Source organism: Dyadobacter endophyticus (assembly GCF_014641595.1).
Lineage (GTDB): Bacteria > Bacteroidota > Bacteroidia > Cytophagales > Spirosomataceae > Dyadobacter > Dyadobacter endophyticus.
Window position 1 is genome coordinate 217,025 of record NZ_BMIA01000003.1, and the last position, 17,653, is coordinate 234,677.

Below are 17,653 nucleotides of genomic sequence, written 5' to 3' on the forward strand. Positions count from 1 at the left end.
TAAAACGCACGCTGCCTATGCTTCAAAAGGATTTGTCGAAAATTGCCAAATGGGGCCTGGGAACAGCCGTGCTGATCTGGATGATCGGCTGGTTGATGCTGATTCCGGAAGATTTATCCGCTCAGATAGCAGCTATTTCAGCCGAAACCGTTAAAAATGGTCGTCTGATCGAGCAAACCGGCATATCCGCCCCCATTATTTCGTTTTCGGTCGGCGCTATGCGGCTTTTCGGGATCAACCAGCTCTCTCTGCACATTCCCGGTTTTCTGGCTATTCTGTTCAGTCTTTTTTGTGTTTATCAGTTCACCCGATCCGTTGCCGGTGCGGAGTCAGCCGTCCTTTCCGTACTGATTTTAGCCACGTCACAGGCCACTTTTCTGGTCAACAATGAGCTGGGAGATGCGAGTTACCTTGCAGCCTGTCTCATTTTTACAATATGGCAGATCAGCAGCTATGTCGAAACCAAAAAGATAACCAGCCTGCTGTTGTCCTTCCTGGGCACGGCCGGGCTCATACTTGTTAAGAACACATTCCCCGACAGCGCAGGCCAATGGCCTACCGACCCTCTGCTAACCCTTTTTATTACATTCTCTCCATGGACGATCTTTCTGATCCTCGCGCTTATCGACCTCGTTCAGCGAGTCATCTTCCCCGATTACAACCGAAACCAGAAGTATGAACTGATCGCCCTGATCGCGATCATTGCACCGTTTGTATTCAGCTACTTCAACCCATTCCCGGCAACTTTTGATGTGTACATGGCCTATCCGGTGGCCTCGGTGATTACGGCGGTGTACATCATCCGCCGCCTTGAAAGCGACCCGGCAACATTCTCAGGGCTGCTCGCTTATGTGCACGCCGTAGCAGCATACGCGGCCCTCGCATTACTGTTCTGCCTCGTCTGGTTCACTTTTCCCGCTGATAATTATTATGGATTGATTCATTTCATGGCGCTTCTCAGCGTCCTTACCTGGCTCATTTTCTTTTCACCTGTCCGCAACAAGCTCATAGTCGGCTGTGTTGTATTTGCAATAGGGGCCAATCTGGTACTCACCACCTATTTTTATCCCAACATTTACGAATACCAGGCGGCTGCTAAGCTCGGCATTATCGCGAGGGCGAATGGTGCCGGGCGCGACAGTCTTTACAGTTACCAGGCAGGCACGCCATATAGTCTGCGTTTCTACTCGGGTGTCCAGGTTACCGAAGTCGACGACTTTGGCAAGCTCGTGGGGACGAAGAACTGCCTGGTTTATACCCACCAAAATCTCCTGGGAGAATTCAAAGCCATCCGCCCCGACCTGAAGATTCTCGGAAGCTGTGAAGAATACCCGCGAAGGATTCTCGACTTTCGCTTTCTGGATCCCAACACCCGGGCTTCTTATGTGCAATCCAAAGTATTAATCAGACTGTAAATCAGCTGTTAGAAAAGATTTGTAGATTTTCATTTTATTTTACTTTGAAGTACAAAGTACTTTTTTAAATTTGAATCTTCAAACTTAAACGATCACCTGCCTTATGCAAACCATTAACACCAGATTGTCGCCCTGGCATATCGTTGCCGTCATTGTGCTTGTTCCCTTGCTGCTAACTGCTCTTGCCCTTTGGCACTGGAAACCGGGCGCTTTTGTACTCGCATCTGTGCTTGCACTTGGGGGCGCGCGCGTCGTGTACGAGCTCCTTACCATGAAGAAGATGGGAAATCGCGCTTATCAGCTAGCTTTCGGACTGGCCGTGGCTGCGGTGTTGCTACTCGTTTGGATGAATGTGGCCGTGGGCGGCATTCTCGGGGATAATCCCGCTAACATGATGTATTTTGGCGTATTACTGGTGGGTTTGATGGGGGCAATAATCTCGCGTCTGCAACCGAAAGGCATGTCGAACGCCTTATTTGCCACAGCATTTGCAATGATGTTGGCGCCGCTGGTCGCCTGGGCGATCGGTACGCCGGCTTTCGCTAATGGCCTGGCGGCCGTTTTTGCCTTGCATTCCTGCTTTGCATGGCTGTTTACTGGGTCGGCTTTGTTATTCAGGCGCGCCGCTCATACCCGGCAAGAATAGATAAAACCGGCGGTCATAATGCGTTCAGAGGGATTAGCAGTACCTTTGTAGTCTTTTACGAACTGCATTATGACTTTTGAAGATTTAAATCTCACCAAACCGCTTCTAAAAGCACTTTCCGAAGCGGGATATATAACACCGACTACCATCCAGCACAAGGTTTTTTCGGTAATGATGTCCGGCAAAGACGTCTGCGGCATCGCACAAACCGGCACCGGAAAGACATTCGCTTATTTATTACCGACACTCCGGCAGATCGAATATGCGAAAGACCGGCTGCCGCAACTCCTCGTCCTTGTACCTACGCGCGAGCTCGTCGTGCAGGTGGTCGAGGAAGTGCGGAAGCTGGCCGCCTATACCCCGCTGCAAGCGGTCGGCGTGTACGGCGGAGGCAATATCAAAGTACAAATGGCCGAACTCCACGAAGGTGCCGACATTGTGGTAGCTACACCCGGCCGCCTGTACGACCTTGCGATGAACGGCTCGTTGAAAACCAAATCTGTGAAAAAGCTGGTCATCGACGAAGTAGACGAAATGCTGAATCTCGGTTTTCGCCCGCAACTGAAAAACATCCTGGATTTGCTTCCCCAGCGACGCCAGAACCTGCTTTTTTCGGCCACTATTACCCAGGAAGTAGAAGCGTTGATGAAGACGTATTTCAATGACCCTGTACGTATTGAAGCGGCACCCGTCGGAACGCCTCTCGACAATATCGAGCAGCAGGCCTATTATGTTCCCAATTTTTATACAAAAGTCAACCTGCTCGATCTACTGCTGGACCGCCACGAGGAAATGAACAAGGTCTTGATTTTCGTGGCTACCAAAAAGCTGGCAGATCAGCTTTTTGGGCAACTCGAACTGGGCTACATGAACAAGATCGGTGTGATCCATTCCAACAAAGACCAGAACCACCGTTTCAACACCATCCGGCAGTTCCATTCGGGCAATTACCGCATCCTGATCGCCACCGACATTATCGCCCGGGGGCTCGATGTAGCGGAAGTTTCGCACGTATTCAATTTTGACATTCCAGAAGTCCCGGAAAACTACATTCACAGAATCGGGCGTACGGGACGCGCCGACCAGAAAGGCATTGCCATTTCCTTTATTACTGAACGTGAAAAGCCATTTCAGCAAGAAATCGAGGAACTGATGGATTTCGAAATACCCATCCTTCCATTGCCCGAAGATTTGAAAGTCTCCGAAGTGCTGCTGCCCGACGAGGAGCCTAAAATTTTCATGAAAAACATCGAGCTAAAACGTCCTAAACGTGAGGACGTGGGGCCCGCGTTTCATGAGAAGAAGGCTAAAAACCAGAAGGTTAATGTCCGTCGAGACCATGCCAAAGAAAAAATGGCCAAATACGGCCGGCCGATCAAGCGCTCGGGAAAGAAAAGTAAGTAATCGTCAATTGCCAGATATTCAAATCATTTTGCGGGATTTCTTGTTGAACCTGCATGAATATCTGGCAAATCTTTCAAAGGCTACGACCTTTCGTCAAGCCGTACCACCGGCAAATCGCATTTGCATTATTCCTTACCTTACTCGGTGCCGTTACGGCACAGGTAAACCCCTGGGTGCTCCGCTACACCGTCGACACCGTGCAGTCGATGCTCAACAAGCATTGGGGCATTCAACAAGGCAAGGAGCTGCTTCTTCAGATCACCGCGATACTTTTCCTTAAAGAGATCGTCAACACGTTCATCGTTTTCGGACAGCGGTATTTCGGGGAAAAAATCCGGATCAAAGTTTCCAGCGACCTCGCACAGAATGCTATTAACCGCATCCTGACTTATAATCTGGCATTTTTCAGCGATAATGAGAACCAGAAAGGCAAGCTGCAAACCCGTATCGACCGGGGCGTGGAGAGCCTCACGAAACTGATCCAGAACTTCTTTATCGACATTCTGCCATTGTTTGCCAACGCGGTCGTGGCATTAGGCATTATGTTCTCTGCCAATTTCTACGTCGGCTGCATAGCGCTGGCTATTCTGCCGGTTTATTTCTGGATAAGTTTTAAGCAGGCCGGCGAGTTGCAGGGCGTAAGGCGCAAGCTGAAACGGCAACGCGAGAATAAAAGCAGCGGGCTCATCAACCTCATCGAATCGGTGATCGTGATCAAGTCCTTTGTCCGCGAGAAGCTGGAAGGCGAAAAGCAGTACCGCCTGCAAATGGAGCTGATGGATTCGCAGCTTAAAACGCGGAAAACCAACTTTACCTACGACGGTATCAAGAGCTTTATCGAGCAAATCGGCGTGGTACTGATCATCATTCTCACGGCTTACCTCGTGCTCGACCAGCAAATGTCGATCGGCGCCATCATGTTCCATATCCTGTTATTTAACAATGTGTCCGCCCCTATTCGCCAGCTACACCGGATTTACGACGAGATGAATGACGCGCTTACCTATTCGGAAGGATTCTTTGACATCCTGGATGCCAGTGAATCGGTGGAAAGCAGCGGAAAAACGGTGAAAGACCCGTTTCGCGGTGACTATATCCTACGCAATGTGTCATTCGCCTATCCCAATGGCACCAAAGCGCTTTTCGGGATCGATATGGAGATTAAATCCGGGCAAACGACGGCATTGGTCGGGCTCTCGGGTGCCGGCAAAAGTACGCTTATTAATCTGCTTGTGGGTTTTTATGCGCAGGATTCCGGTGAGATCATGCTCGACGGCCAACCGCTAAAATCATATGATCTGCCGTTATTGAGGAATGCGATCGGAATGGTGCTGCAAAAGAACCACATTTTTAAAGGCTCCATCGCGGAGAATATCCGTTACGGAAAGCCGGACGCCACCTGGGAAGAGCTCGTGGAATCGGCCCGGAGCGCCTATCTGCACGATCAGATCATGGAACTACCCGGCGGGTATGAGACGGACGCGCAGCTGCTTTCCGGTGGCCAGCAACAGCGCATTGCCATTGCACGCCTTTTTCTTAAAAATCCACCCATTATCTTCCTCGACGAACCTACCGCCAGCCTCGACGCCATCGCCACCGAGCAGATTAAGAACAGCCTGGATGCGATCAAGAAGAACCGGACGGTCGTAATCATTTCACACAGCCTGGCACAGATTCTCGACTCCGATCAGATCTATGTCATGAAAAAAGGGCAGATCGTCGAATCCGGCAAACATGAAGATCTGTATGAGCAAAATGGTGTTTACAGGCAGATATTCAACGCTTCTGCCCGAAGCCTGAACCTCGGCAAAATGCTCGAAACCATGAGCAGGGAGCAGGATTAGAAAAATAAAAATATTTTTTCGTTTCAATGATCTGAAGTGGTCTCTCAATCGTATGTGGTTGCAAGATGAAGAAGAACCGATCCTGGCCTACGCGTAGTTTGCGCTACGCCGCGGTCGGAATTGACGATACAATTTAATTATTGTGGAGGGTAAGGTAATACATAGAGAGGGTGGCAAATGCCACCCTCTCTTTTTTTGTACATAAAAAAACTCCCAGGCCAGGCCTGGGAGCTAGATATTGGAAGAGGTCTATGTGATATTAATGTTTTTCTGTCTCTTTTTCAAGGTTAAACAAGTCGTTCAACACGTCGATCAGCGTTTCGGCTTCTCCTCTTTTACACGCCGCTTTTAGTTGAAGAACAGGCAGTTTGAGGATCTTCTGCATCATACTGGTGGTAATGCGTTCCACTTTTTCCAGCTCCGATTCGGTGAGGTTTTTTGTAAAACGGGTCAATTCTTCCTTGCGGATCTGTTCCAGCGCGCCTTTCAGCTTTTGGATCGTTGGCGAAACGATCATCTCGCGTGACCAGTCGTTAAATTCAACCACCGCTTCGTTAATGATCTCTTCTACGTGCGGTACGGAATCGAGCCTGCGCTGCAGTGCTTCATCAACTTTCGAGCGGATCGAGTCGATCGTGTAAAGCATTACGCCCGGAACTTCTTCCACTTCCGGCGATACGCTGCGCGGTACGGAGAGATCGATGAAATATTTGAATGACATGCCGCGGAGGCGCACCATCATTTCCTTGGTAAAGAAAGGTTCTTCACGCTGGATGGACGATACGATAATGTCGGCACGCGAAATTTCGGATTCAATATCAGCAAAATCCGCCACCCGGAATCCCAGCTCGACACCGAGCGCCTCGGCTTTGCTGCGGGTCCTGTTCACCAGCGTTACTTCCGCATCGGTGTTCTGGGATAGGTTACGGCATACATCCGTTCCGATCTCGCCAAGGCCCACCACAAGGATTTTGGGGTTTGGCATCAGCCCTTCGAGCAGCTCAACGGCCGCATAGGAAACGGAAGCAGCGCCATCGCGGAAGAAAGTCTCCTGCGCTACGCGTTTGTTTGCAAAAAATATCGTGTGAAGCAGGCGGTGCAAAAACGGCCCGGCCATATTCAGGTCGGCCGACCATTGATATGCATGCTTGATTTGATTCGGGATCTGCATATCCCCTACCACCTGCGACTGCAACCCTGTGGCTACGTGGAACAAGTGCTGGACCGCCGCATTGCCTTCGGCGAATTGTTCGAAATATGCTTTGAAACCTTCTACATCCTCAACCCCTTTTTCGATCAGCAAAAGCTTGATAATGTCTTCGTTAAGATCGTTGGCGGCGGAGTAATAGATTTCGGTGCGGTTGCAGGTAGAGACGGCAAGAACGTCGGAGATATCGAAAAAATCTTTCAGACGCAGCATAATGCCCTTTGCTTCCGCCTCATTCAATGCAAGCTGTTCCCTGATAGCAAGAGGGGCATTCCGATGTGATAAACTGACTGACTTGAACTGGTTATACATCACTTTGTCTAATTCGATTCACAAAAATACTGTACAAAAATCATAATATGAATGTGGAACTATGACCGTTCACTTATTTAGAAAGCATTTAAATAAAACTGTCGTAAGTCATACAAATTTCACACCGCGAAGGCATTCAAAACATGATTTTGGTCATATCCCGAACTGATCCGAGACGGTGATGAAAAACGGTCATGAAGCCACTAAGGTCAAATTATTTACGTTATTTGTAGACTATAACATTAACATCGGGCATATTGTGCCCGACCCTGAATGATCAGCGAAACCCCAAATGAAAAACCACGTTTCAAGCTGCACCCCGTAGCCATCCTGAACAGCCAGCGTCTGCGTCGTTCATTGATGGACACTTACGACCAGAAAAGCTTCTACAAATACGTGATCGGGATCATCCTGCTCATCCTGAGTATCGGTTCGCTCTTTTATACGGATAAACTGGTGCAAGAGCTTGAAGAAAGGGAAGAAAGGGAAGTGCAGCTCTATGCGGAAGGTCTGCGTTACGTCGTGAACAGCCCGCTGGATGAGAATTTCAATGTGATTTATCAGGTTATCGAGGATGCTGTAAATTTCTATCAGATACCGGCCATTTATGTCGACGAAAACAATATCCCCAACCCGAACAAGAACATTAAATTCCCGGTTAAAATAAGCCGGCAGGAACGTGAGCGCATTATCCAGGAAAGGCTGGAAGAAATGAAACTCGAACACCCGCCTATTCCGGTGGAAATTGGCAAAGGGCGGTCCGGAAAAATTTATTACAGCAACTCCTTCCTGCTTACACAGCTTCGTTACTACCCATTTTTACAGCTTTCGGTGATGCTGTTGATCGGTTACCTGGCCTATCTCGCATTCAGTTCGGCACGAAAAGCGGAACAGAATCGCGTCTGGGTGGGTCTGGCGAAAGAAACGGCCCACCAACTGGGCACACCGCTTTCGTCGCTCATGGCCTGGGTCGAGTATTTTCGCAGCGACCCGTCGATAGACCCGTCGATCGCCGAAGAAATTGAAAAGGATGTGATACGACTGGAAATGATCACGACACGCTTTTCCAACATCGGGTCGGTCCCGACACTGCGGCAGGAACCTCTCGCGGTGATTGTGGCCAACTTCATCAGTTACCTCGAAAGACGGGTTTCTTCCAAAGTGAAATTTGAAGTCCATAACCAGCTCGCCGAAGAGCAAACCGCGCTGTTGAACAAGAACCTGTTTGAATGGGTGATCGAGAATATCTGTAAGAATGCGGTGGATGCCATGGGCGGCATCGGGGAAATCCACGTTACGCTGCAAGCGCCCCCGCGTGCGAAGGAAATCTGGATCGACATTGCCGATACCGGCAAGGGTATGACCAAGGCGCAGGCCAGCAAGATCTTCAATCCGGGTTTCAGCACCAAAAAACGGGGATGGGGCCTGGGACTAACGCTGGCAAAACGGATTATCGAAAATTACCACGCCGGCAAGCTGTTCGTAAAAAACTCGGAGGTCGGAAAAGGAACGACATTCAGGATTATCCTGAATGCCGATATTATAGAAGAATCTTAAAAAGCTATTTCCAGAGTGGTACACTCACCACATCCGTCTCAGGCGTCTGGTTGCTGATGTGGAATGCACGATCGATAATGCGAACTTTGAATTTCATTTTCGTTGGAACAGCAGTTCCCAATCTCCGGAAACGTGCATTCAAATCCAGTTTCCCCTTGATAGGACCCGACTTCCCGTCCGTTTTAAGCAGCGGGAAAAACTTAAATCTGTCACCAGGCAAAATAGACTCAGACCAGGTGCTATCCTTATTCTGTGTCATTGTAACCAGCTCATAGATCGCTTCCAGGTTCCAGCCCGGTACTTTCAGGTATTTTTGGGTATAGGTCGAATCCTGCACTTCCGCGCTAGACGCGCCAAGATCGCCGTCGCCGTCTTCGAAATCAATCGTAATAGTTACAACTTCGGTTTCCTGTGGAACGCCAAGAACAGAGTCCATCCTCGTCTCCTGCGAGATGCCATTGTAGTATATTTTCGGGGTATCGCTGAAATCGGGAATGTCGACACAGCCCGCTGATGCAGCCGCCAATAGTATGAACAAGGAAACTTTCAGCTTCATATGAGTTCTATTTTTAACTTTGCTTTTTTAGTATCTACGAAAGTAAGCGGATTGGAACTTCAAAACAATAAAACCATTGCCGAAATACGGGCAGGCCTGCGGGAACAGATCGTAACCGTCGAACCGGTCGATTTTGAGCCGCTTGCGCTCAGGGTTTTCCGTTTTCAGGCCGAATACAATCCTGTTTACAAGGAATATATCCGGCACCTGGGCGTCGATCCCACGCGCATTACCGCACTGACCGAAATCCCTTTCCTTCCAATCCAGTTTTTTAAAAATCATCGCGTCGCTACGGGGCATTCTTCGGACGCGCATGTAGTGTTTCAGAGCAGCGGAACTACCGGACAGGCCACAAGTCACCACCATCTTTACGACGAACCGCTTTACAAAGCTATTTCCTATCGTATTTTCCAGCATACCTATGGCGACCTGAACCACTTTCATATTCTCGCCCTGCTACCTTCATACCTTGAACGAAACAACTCTTCACTGGTGTATATGATGCAACATTTTATTGAGGAGAGCGAATCGGAATATTCGGGTTTTTACCTTAATAATGCCGGTGAAATGCTACACCGCCTGCACCACCTTGCAGAGAACCCCGACGGAAAGGGCGTTCTGTTACTGGGCGTTACATTCGCCCTGCTGGACCTGGCGGAGAGCAGCTTCGATCTTTCGTTCCTGCAAAAAATCGAACACTTTACCGTTATGGATACCGGTGGAATGAAGGGGCGCCGCACGGAGTTGCTGAGGGAAGAGGTACACGACATGCTGACGGCAAGTTTTGGCGTGCCTGTGATCCACTCCGAATACGGAATGACGGAACTGCTTTCGCAAGGGTATTCACAAGGGAATGGCCTGTTCAATCCCGGGCATTCGATGCGCATTCTGCTACGCGATATCAACGATCCGTTTGCGATCAGCGATCACAACCTGGGTTCGTCCAAAACCGGCGGGATCAACGTGGTCGACCTGGCCAATCTGGATACCTGTTCGTTCATTGAGACGCAGGACCTGGGAAGGTTTGGAGAAAAACCCGGCACATTTTATGTGATGGGGCGTTTCGACAACTCGGATATCCGCGGCTGCAATTTAATGGTAATCTAAGTCGTTCAAATGTCCGGATTCGCAAATAACGATCGGTTACATTTTAATGTAAATTTAATCCCTTAAAGTGCGCTCTTAAATAGCCTGATACAGCGCTGGGCCCTATATAGAATCATTCTAACCAACTAACGAGTCAGAATATTTCCTAAATTAGCAGGCTGTTCAAAATTGCATTTATCAAATGTAGAATTACACTTTGGATTGTTAACCTATATTAAGTATATCAGATGAAAAGACGTGATGCCCTTGGTCGTGTGGCACTATTAATGGGTGGCACACTCTCCGCGCCCACCATGCTGGCTTTTCTGGAAGGCTGTAAGTCTTCTACGGAAACTGCCTCAGCGATGACCTTTCCGTTCTCCGCGGACCGCAAGGCACTTGTTTCGGAAGTGGCTGAAATTATCATTCCCAAAACAGACACCCCGGGCGCAAAGGATGCCAAAGTGGGTGAGTTTATTGAAATGATACTGAAAGACTGCTATGAGGCCAAAGATCAGGAAAGCTTTAACAAGGGTTTGGCAGAGTTAGAGAAGAAGGATTTCCTGAAAGCGAAGCCGGAAGAGCAAACCAAGATCCTGAAAGAAATGGAGGCCAATGCAAAAGAAGAGCTTTCCAAAGCAGGTGAAGAGAAGAAGAAATATACTGAGGCAGGCAAAGAATATACCGACGCCGGTGTGCCGTTTTTCCGTCTGATGAAGGAATTGACGTTGTTGGGTTACTTCACGTCCGAGCCAGGAGCTACCCAGGCGCTGGAATACGTCGCCGTTCCCGGTCGATACGACGGTTGCATCGACCTGAAACCGGGCCAGAAAAACTGGGCAATGTAATCCCAAAATATTCAAGTAAGTGGCTGCCAAGGCCATATTTAAAAAAATTTGAAGCATATTCATCATGAATCTGAACATAAAAGCAACAAAACAAGCCACTTATGACGCGATAGTGGTTGGTTCGGGCATAAGCGGCGGATGGGCCGCAAAAGAGCTGACAGAGAAAGGCTTGAAAGTCCTGATGCTCGAAAGAGGCAGGGATATCAAGCATATTGTCGATTATAAAACTGCCACCCTCGCCCCCTGGGAACTCGAACACCGCGGCCGGGTAACCACAGTGGCAAAAGAAGAATACTGGGCTGGTATGCGCACAGGCTATACCGCCAACGAAGAGCACCGCTACCTCTTCGAAAATGACAAAGAAAATCCATACGAAGAAACACGGAAATTCGACTGGATCCGTGCATACCACGTAGGGGGCCGCTCCCTGCTGTGGGGTCGCCAGAGCTACCGCCTGAACGCCGCCGACTTCGAAGCAAACGGCAAAGAAGGCATCGGCGTAGACTGGCCGATCCGCTATGCCGACATCGCGCCATGGTACGACTACGTGGAGAAATTCGCGGGTATCAGTGGTGCCAAAGATGGCCTGGATGTGCTGCCCGACGGCAATTACCTGCCTCCCATGCAAATGAACTGCGTGGAAAAGCACGTAAAAGGCGAGGTGGAGAAGAAATTTGCAGGCCGCCACATCATCATGGGCCGTGCTGCGCACCTTACCCAGCCGCAGGCATTCCATACCGAGCTCGGACGCGCGGCGTGCCAGTTCCGTAACATGTGTATGCGCGGATGCCCGTACGGAGGCTATTTCAGCACGCAGGCAGCTACGTTGCCCGCAGCGCAGAGAACCGGCAACCTCACATTACTCCCGGATACGATTGTTTCGGAAGTAATTTTCGACGACAAGCTGAATAAAGCAACCGGCGTGCGCGTGATCAACCAGAATACGCTCGAAACGAAGGAGTATTTTGCTAAAATCATCTTTATGAATGCTTCGGCCATCGCTTCTTCGTCGATCCTGATGAACTCGAAATCGAAGCGCTTCCCGAATGGATTGGGTAACGACAGCGACCAGCTGGGACGTAACATTATGGACCACCACCTGGCAGTAGGCGCAAGAGGCGATGTGGATGGTTTTGAAGACAAATACTATTTCGGACGCCGTGCGAACGGTATTTATATTCCACGTTATCGCAACTGGGGCAACGACAAGCGCGATTACGTACGCGGATTTGGCTACCAGGGTGGTGCGAGCCGCGAAAGCTGGGGCCGTGGCGTAGGAACAGACGGTTTCGGTGCCGACTTCAAAAAGGAAATCTCACAACCGGGCGGCTGGACCATGAATATCGGTGGTTTCGGTGAAATGATCCCTGACGAAAAAAACCGTTTCACATTGCACCCGACGAGAAAAGACAAATGGGGATTGCCCGTTGTCGTTTTCGATGCGGCTTATGGTGATAATGAGAAGAAAATGCGTCAGGACATGATGAACGACGCTGCTGAAATGCTTGAAGCAGCCGGCCTCAAAAATGTGACTCCTTATAATGACGAATCGAAACACCCGGGTATCGGCATCCACGAAATGGGTACTGCCCGTATGGGTAACGATCCCAAAACGTCCGTACTGAACAAGCACAATCAGGTTTGGGGTGCTGAGAACGTATATGTTACCGACGGATCGTTCATGACCTCGGCTTCCTGCGTGAACCCGTCGCTGACCTACATGGCGATGACCGCGCGCGCGGCAGACCACGCTGTGAAGGAGCTTAAAAAGATGAATGTATAACGGATTTCGGTCCGAATTGCAATAAAAACCTCGCAGGTAAATCCTGCGGGGTTTTTTCTTTTTGGAAGTAACCCATTCCGGCTATTTATCAGTATTGCCTAAAAACATTTCCTAAACCGCCTTATTTTGAGAGAAACCACTACCCTGCCGCCTCAACGAGTCTCGTCTGTCGACGCCTACCGTGGATTTGTGATGTTCCTGATGATGGCCGAAGTACTGCGGTTCAGCAGAGTTGCCGAGGCATTCCCGGACAGCGCTTTCTGGGCGTTCATGGACTTTCACCAGAGCCACGTGCCCTGGGTAGGATGTTCGTTACACGATTTGATCCAACCTTCATTTTCCTTTCTGGTAGGTGTGGCATTACCCTATTCGATGGCAAGCCGCGCAAGCAAAAGCGAATCGGTTTCGATGATGTGGCTGCACACGATCCGGCGGTCGCTAATCCTTGTGTTCCTGGGCATTTTCTTGCGCTCAATGCACTCAGAGCAAACCAATTTTACATTCGAAGACACCCTGACGCAAATCGGCCTCGGCTACCCAATCCTTTTTGCACTGGGATTTGCTTCCGAAAAGATCCAACGGGACGCGCTAGCCTGGGGCGCATTGGGTGTCATTCTGATCGGTTACGCGGCCGCATTTGCCTTGTACCCGCTCCCTGCCCTCGATTTCGACTGGTCGCAGACCGGTACTACCGCCGACTGGGAACATAACCTTAAAGGTTTCGCAGCGCATTGGAACAAAAATACCAATGCAGCCTGGGCATTCGACCGCTGGTTCCTAAACCTCTTCCCGCGCGAAAAGCCGTTCGAGTTCAATGGTGGCGGTTACAGCACGTTGAGCTTTATCCCTACACTCGGGACGATGATACTAGGTTTGATCGCCGGGAAATGGCTGAAATCGGCGACGTCGTATGCGTGGTTGCTGAAACGGTTTGTCGTAACTTCCGCTATACTTTTGATACTGGCACTACTGCTCCATTTCACGGGCCTTAACCCGATCGTGAAACGCATTTGGACGCCGGCATGGACACTTTTCAGCGGTGGCTGCGCATTTTTGCTACTTGCCGCATTCTATTTTGTGGTGGATGTAAAAGAAAACAAATCCTGGTTCTTCCCGCTGATCGTGATCGGGACCAATTCCATTGCGGCCTACATCATCGCCGACGGCTTTGGCAGCTTCATCCGTGGATCGTTTAAAATACATTTGGGGCAGCATTACGACACCGTTTTCGGGGATGGTTACGCATCGCTGATCAGTGGTGCGCTGATCCTCCTGGTCGAATGGCTGATCCTGCGGTGGATGTACAAAAAGAAGATTTTTATCAAGATATGACTTGTGCCCCTATCTTTGGGCATATTCTCAACTATTCTCACATGCTGAAACTGCAAGCTGTACATCATATCGCAATCATTTGCTCCGACTACCCGAAGTCGAAACAATTTTATACAGAGATTCTTGGATTTAATATTGACAGGGAAGTTTTCCGGGATGCGCGGGATTCGTACAAGCTCGACCTTTCGCTGAATGGTCAATACATCATCGAATTATTCTCGTTTCCGTCCCCGCCCGCACGCGTATCGCGCCCGGAAGCTTGCGGGCTCAGGCATATTGCATTCCAGGTAGATAATGTAGAAGAAGCGATCGCCGATTTAAATGCAAAGGACATTTATCCCGAACCGGTTCGGATCGACGAATTTACAGGCAAAAAGTTCACCTTCTTCGCAGATCCCGACGACCTGCCGATTGAATTATATGAGATTTAAGAAAAAAGTTGAAGGTCAGGCTGCCGCCGTAAGACCGTAGCTGCGGTGGGTACCCGATTCGAGCTTACAAAGCATTTCGTAAAACTCCGACGTACGCGTAAGGTGCTCATCCATGAGGCGTTGCGCCTCGGGTTCCCGATCGAGATAATGGCGAAGCGATTTGTAAAGTTGTAGCGTGGCCGCTTCAATTTTTTTGAGGCACGAAGCGACTTCTTCCTTGCCATTCGCATTTTCAAGCAATTGCAAGGAAGCATGCGAAGCGATCTGATTTTGATCTGCCAGCTCCTTGTCGTTGAGAAAACATTTGAAATAATCGTATACAGCACGGATTTCCTTCTGAAATAGGACTGCGCTTACATGTCCCTGGCTGAGCACACGCCTGAACGGTCCCATACCATCTTTTTTCAATGCTTCCAGATACAGAACTTCCCGTTTCTTCTGCTCATTCCATAACGCCCTGATCATCAGAATGAACTCATTTCCTTTGCTCTCCTCCATATGCCGTAAAAGTTAAAGCGTTGTAGAAAAACTTCTCAAAAAATTGTACCCGAATTGGGGTCAAAGCCTCCTTTTAATGGTATTTAAACACTAATTCTTTTTTAAATCACAGAAATGATTTATTAAACTTTTTTCAAAATATCAGGCACAATTTCGAACGCATTTTGTGGGCAAATTTCGCCATAGCTGTGTGCGGCGAGATGGGGAAATGGGGACTGACCAAACCACATACCTGCGGGCATTTTTTTGTCCTGACAAGAAAGCGGCTAACTTTGCTGGCTTTACAATATTTGAGCGCTATCGCGGTTTTTTACTTAGCATCAGCGAAAGCCTAATACAAATTCTGAATATGTCCAAAATACAGTTCCATATTGGCCTCATTACGATTTCACTTGTCAGCGCGTGTAAAACCGCGGCCCCGCCCAAGCAAACGGTAGCCGAAACACAGCCGCTGCTCGAAATTGGAAAGGAGCAATTTTCAATCGATGATTATCAGGATTCCTACAATAAAAACAAGTTTGCATCCGATTCGACCAAAGCGCTAAGCCCTGAAGAATACCTCCCACTTTATACCGACCTGAAAATCAAGGTACTTCAAGCCAAATCAGAGGGAAAAGATACCACGCTGGATTACCGTGAAGAAATTGCTTCTTACCGCGATCAGCTGGCGAAAAACCATTTGGTAGATAAAGATTTAGTAGAAAAACTGACCAACGAGGCCTATAATCGTCTGAAACAGGAAGTTAGAGCATCGCATATCCTGGTTGGCGTCTCGGAAGACGCCTCGCCTGCAGACACGCTCGAAGCTTACCGGGCAGCGATTGCCCTCCGTGGGCGCCTTGAAGAAGGTACTGATTTTGCCGATATGGCCGCACGTTTCTCGAAAGATCCGGCTGCAAAGACTACAAAGGGCGATTTGGGTTACTTTACTGCATTCCAGACGCTCTATCCCATCGAAACAGCTGCTTACGCACTGCCTGTGGGCAAAGTATCGCAGCCCGTCAGAACAAAAGCGGGCTACCACCTCATCAAAGTCAACGACCGCCGCACCAACAGGGGCATGGTCCGCGTGGCGCATATCATGGTGAAAGTGGATACCGCCGGTACGCCGGCTCAGAAGGAATCGGCCAGGGCGCGAATCGAAGCGGCTTATACGCAATTACAGAACGGCACGGAGTGGAATATGGTGGTTGAAAAATATTCCGACGACCGCGAATCGAGAAAGAATGGGGGATTGCTGCCGATGTTCGGTACAGGCCAGATGGTGCCTGAGATCGAGGAAGCAGCATTTGCGTTGACCCGTCCTCAATCCTATTCCCAGCCGATACTGACCATGTACGGATGGCACATTATCCGCCTGGTCGAAAAACGTCCGATCGAAACGCTGGCGAATATGGCCCCGTCGCTCCGCAAAAAGGTAGTGACCGATTCACGCGGCAAAGTCATCGAGCAAGCTAACGCAAAGCGGCTACGGGCAAAATATGCCGTGCAGGAAGCCGCCGACCAATGGCAGCAAGTAGCCGCACTGGCGGATAGCACACTCCGGACAGGGAAATGGGACTACCAACGGGCCGTTTCAGCTGATTGGTCGACAATTACGCTGTTCCGGATCGAGCAGCAGCCTTACGACGCTTTGTCATTTCTGAATTACGTCAAACGCAAACAGCAGCCCCGCCCGAAAGACGCGTCGCCAGCCGTTGTTTTCAACCGTTTTTACAGCGATTACGTCACCGAGTCGCTGGTGGAATATGAAAAAGAGCATTTAGAAGAGACCAATCCGGAGTTCCGCGGCCTGATGAACGAAATCCGCGAAGGCGTACTCCTTTCACAGATTATGGAGGAGCAGGTTTGGCAGCGTTCACTTTCCGACTCCACCGGGCAGCGTGCCTTTTACGAGCGAAACAAGGAGCGTTACAACTACCCCGAGCGTGCATTCGCCACCGTCGTAGCGGCAAAAGACACGCAAACTTTGAACAGCGTAAAAAAAACGCTGGCAAGCAGCCCCTATAAATTGGAAAGAAAATCGAAGGAGTTGCTGTTCCAGGTAAATTCCGCAGAAATAGGCAACCAGCAGCTGGAAGCGCTGAATGACCTTTATATTATCATGGAAAAAAACGCAGATTATGTCGTTGAAATAGCCGGGTACCGCTCCGCCGACGAGCCGGAAATCATCTCGTCAACCCGCGCCCGCAATGTTGTGAAATATTTAAATGCACGAAACATCCCAATTCTGCGTATCATAGAAAAAGACTACGGTTCTTTCAGGCAATCGGCCGAGCCGGAGCGCAACCGCAGGGTAGCCTTCCAGTTTTACAGCCAGTCGAAAAGCGATGTGGAAAAGGTTTATAATACCGATGCTCCCGGGACAGTCACGATCCGCGAAGGCTATTTCCCGAAAACCGATGCGTTGTTCGCCGGTTTTAAATGGCAGGCTGGCGAGCAGACGGCGAATGGCAACGGAAGTTTCCTATGGGCGAATGTGGCGAGAATAGACCCGCCCCGCCCGAAAACTTTCCCGGAAGCGCGGGGAACGGTGATTAACGATTACCAGAAAGAGCTGGAAAAGCAGTGGCTCGCCAGGTTACAGGGAAAATTCCCGGTCAAAGTCAATGCACAGGAATTAGAAAAAATTAAGCGTTAGCCGTATTTTAGCATTTGTAAATCGAATCTGTTTCATTTTTAGGAGTTTAATTCAATAAAACCCGCAATAATCCAAATCAGCATACAAGGAAAA

Annotated in this window: 14 protein-coding genes; 11 read left to right on the forward strand and 3 right to left on the reverse strand. The window is 49.4% G+C overall.

Annotated features, from left to right (window positions below):
• The first annotated feature begins 17 nt into the window (after nucleotides 1-17).
• The 4 genes from IEY24_RS20715 to IEY24_RS20730 all read left to right on the forward strand — a co-directional run bounded on the left by IEY24_RS20715 (nucleotide 18) and on the right by IEY24_RS20730 (nucleotide 5,309).
• Nucleotides 18-1,415 carry an ArnT family glycosyltransferase gene (locus tag IEY24_RS20715; protein WP_188935622.1) on the forward strand — a complete coding sequence of 466 codons (1,398 nt, stop codon included), beginning with the start codon at nucleotides 18-20 and terminating at the stop codon, nucleotides 1,413-1,415.
• Nucleotides 1,416-1,518: 103 nt separating this feature from the next.
• Entirely contained in the window at nucleotides 1,519-2,061 is a 543-nt protein-coding gene (locus IEY24_RS20720) for a hypothetical protein (protein WP_188935623.1), read from the forward strand.
• Between the two features lie 69 nt (nucleotides 2,062-2,130).
• Nucleotides 2,131-3,465, forward strand: a complete 1,335-nt coding sequence (locus tag IEY24_RS20725) for a DEAD/DEAH box helicase (RefSeq protein ID WP_188935624.1) — start codon at nucleotides 2,131-2,133, stop codon at nucleotides 3,463-3,465.
• A gap of 53 nt (nucleotides 3,466-3,518) precedes the next feature.
• Nucleotides 3,519-5,309 (forward strand): ABC transporter ATP-binding protein, encoded by a 1,791-nt coding sequence (locus IEY24_RS20730; RefSeq protein ID WP_188935626.1) that lies wholly within the window; start codon nucleotides 3,519-3,521, stop codon nucleotides 5,307-5,309.
• A gap of 259 nt (nucleotides 5,310-5,568) precedes the next feature.
• On the opposite strand, the gene hemA is transcribed toward IEY24_RS20730, so the two are convergent.
• Complete coding sequence (gene hemA / locus IEY24_RS20735; RefSeq protein WP_188935628.1) at nucleotides 5,569-6,828, reverse strand: glutamyl-tRNA reductase; 1,260 nt, start codon at nucleotides 6,826-6,828, stop codon at nucleotides 5,569-5,571.
• Between the two features lie 273 nt (nucleotides 6,829-7,101).
• Between hemA and IEY24_RS20740 the strand changes: the two genes are divergently transcribed.
• A complete protein-coding gene (locus IEY24_RS20740) occupies nucleotides 7,102-8,385 on the forward strand; it encodes a sensor histidine kinase (protein WP_188935630.1) in 1,284 nt (427 codons plus the stop codon).
• 4 nt (nucleotides 8,386-8,389) lie between these two features.
• Here the strand turns inward: IEY24_RS20740 and IEY24_RS20745 are convergent, their stop codons facing one another.
• Nucleotides 8,390-8,941: a hypothetical protein gene (locus IEY24_RS20745; RefSeq protein ID WP_188935632.1), complete on the reverse strand. Its 552-nt coding sequence runs from the start codon at nucleotides 8,939-8,941 to the stop codon at nucleotides 8,390-8,392.
• A 51-nt stretch (nucleotides 8,942-8,992) separates the two neighbouring features.
• On the opposite strand from IEY24_RS20745, the gene IEY24_RS20750 reads away from it, so the two are divergent.
• The 5 genes from IEY24_RS20750 to gloA2 all read left to right on the forward strand — a co-directional run bounded on the left by IEY24_RS20750 (nucleotide 8,993) and on the right by gloA2 (nucleotide 14,421).
• Complete coding sequence (locus IEY24_RS20750) at nucleotides 8,993-10,048, forward strand: LuxE/PaaK family acyltransferase (RefSeq protein ID WP_188937267.1); 1,056 nt, start codon at nucleotides 8,993-8,995, stop codon at nucleotides 10,046-10,048.
• Nucleotides 10,049-10,275: 227 nt separating this feature from the next.
• Nucleotides 10,276-10,875, forward strand: a complete 600-nt coding sequence (locus IEY24_RS20755) for a gluconate 2-dehydrogenase subunit 3 family protein (protein WP_188935634.1) — start codon at nucleotides 10,276-10,278, stop codon at nucleotides 10,873-10,875.
• Nucleotides 10,876-10,939: 64 nt separating this feature from the next.
• Nucleotides 10,940-12,658 (forward strand): GMC family oxidoreductase, encoded by a 1,719-nt coding sequence (locus IEY24_RS20760; protein ID WP_188935636.1) that lies wholly within the window; start codon nucleotides 10,940-10,942, stop codon nucleotides 12,656-12,658.
• Between the two features lie 126 nt (nucleotides 12,659-12,784).
• On the forward strand, nucleotides 12,785-13,990 hold the full coding sequence (locus IEY24_RS20765; protein ID WP_369009294.1) for an acyltransferase family protein: 1,206 nt from the start codon (nucleotides 12,785-12,787) through the stop codon (nucleotides 13,988-13,990).
• Nucleotides 13,991-14,031: 41 nt separating this feature from the next.
• Nucleotides 14,032-14,421 carry an SMU1112c/YaeR family gloxylase I-like metalloprotein gene (gene gloA2, locus IEY24_RS20770; RefSeq protein WP_188935638.1) on the forward strand — a complete coding sequence of 130 codons (390 nt, stop codon included), beginning with the start codon at nucleotides 14,032-14,034 and terminating at the stop codon, nucleotides 14,419-14,421.
• 15 nt (nucleotides 14,422-14,436) lie between these two features.
• Here gloA2 and IEY24_RS20775 read toward each other — a convergent pair whose 3' ends face one another.
• Nucleotides 14,437-14,919 (reverse strand): hypothetical protein, encoded by a 483-nt coding sequence (locus IEY24_RS20775; protein ID WP_188935640.1) that lies wholly within the window; start codon nucleotides 14,917-14,919, stop codon nucleotides 14,437-14,439.
• Between the two features lie 349 nt (nucleotides 14,920-15,268).
• Here IEY24_RS20775 and IEY24_RS20780 point away from each other — a divergent pair, with 349 nt between their 5' ends.
• Nucleotides 15,269-17,560: a peptidylprolyl isomerase gene (locus IEY24_RS20780; protein ID WP_188935642.1), complete on the forward strand. Its 2,292-nt coding sequence runs from the start codon at nucleotides 15,269-15,271 to the stop codon at nucleotides 17,558-17,560.
• The last annotated feature ends 93 nt before the right edge of the window (nucleotides 17,561-17,653 follow it).